At 81.0% G+C, this 1,316-nt stretch carries 1 pseudogene; it reads left to right on the top strand.

What is annotated here, in order from left to right:
• Window positions 1-6 precede the first annotated feature (6 nt).
• Window positions 7-1,316: pseudogene (locus tag VR44_RS39910) on the top strand (ComEC/Rec2 family competence protein); the annotation flags it as partial.

Genomic DNA, 1,316 nt, shown 5'->3' with positions numbered 1-1,316 from the left:
GCGGCGGTGGTCGCCGCGGGGGTGCTGCTCGTGGCGGGGTGCCGTGGGTCGCGGCCCGGGTGGCGGGTCGGTACGGCCGCCGCGGCCGCGCTGCTGTGCGCCGCCGCCGGGGCGGGGGTGGCCGGGCTGGAGCGGGCCGAGGCGCGGGCGGGGCCCGTCGCCCGGCTGGCCGGGGAGCACGCCCCGGTCGTGGCGGAGCTCACCGTGGGCTCCGACCCCCGGACCGCCCGGAGCGGCAGCGGGCCGCCCGTGGTGGTGCTGGACGCGGTGGTGACCCGGGTGACCGGCCCCGACGGTGCGCGCACCCGGGTGGAGACCCCGGTACGGGTACTGGCCGGGCATCCGGAGTGGGCCCGGCTGCAGCCCTCGGCCCGGGTCTCGGTGGCGGCCCGGCTCGCTCCGGCGCGGGACGGGGAGCGTGCCGTGGCGGTGCTCCGGCCGGCCGGGGACGTCCCGCCCCGGGTGATCGCCGGCCCGGACCCCGCGCAGCGGGTCGCCGGGAGGCTGCGCGCCGGGCTGCGGGAGGCCTCCGACGGGCTTCCCGGGGACGCCCGCGCCCTGCTGCCCGCCCTGGTGGTCGGGGACACCTCCCGGGTCCCACCCGAGCTGCACGAGGCGTTCGAAGCCACCGATCTGCTGCACCTGCTGGCGGTGTCCGGGTCGAACCTGACCGTGGTGCTGTACCTGCTCATCGGGCCTCCGGGACGGGCGCAGTACGTGGAGCGGGGCGGGCTGGCGCCGCGGCTGGGACTGCCGCTGCGGTTCACGGCCCTGTGCGGGGCGGCCCTGACGCTGGGCTTCGTGGTGGTGTGCCGGCCGGACCCGAGCGTGCTGAGGGCCGCCGCCTGCGGGGCGGTGACGCTGCTGGCCCTGGCCACGGGGCGGCGCAGGTCCCTGCTCCCGGCACTGGCCGCGGCGGTGCTGCTGCTGGTGCTGTACGACCCCTGGCTGGCCCGGGCGTACGGGTTCCTGCTGTCGGTGCTGGCCACCGGCGCGCTGCTCACCCTCGGGCCGCGCTGGGCCGGGGCGCTGCGGGGCCGTGGGCTGCCGTCGCGGCTCGCGGAGGCCCTGGGGGCCGCCGCGGCGGCGCAGGCCGTGTGCGCCCCGGTGGTGGTCGTGCTGTCGGGGCGGGTCAGCCTGGTGGCGGTGCCGTGCAACCTGCTGGCGGAGCTCGCCGGCGACGGTGCTCGGCTTCGCCGCGCTCGCCGCCGCCCCGCTGTCCCCGCCCCTCGCGGAGCTGCTCGCCCGGTGCGCGGGGGTGCCGGCGGGGTGGATCGCCGCCGTCGCGCGGGCCGGGGCGCGGCTGCCGGGGGCGG

It is taken from the genome of Streptomyces katrae, assembly GCF_000966975.1.
Taxonomy (GTDB): Bacteria; Actinomycetota; Actinomycetes; order Streptomycetales; family Streptomycetaceae; genus Streptomyces; species Streptomyces katrae.
This window is presented reverse-complemented; position numbering and strand designations above follow the sequence as displayed.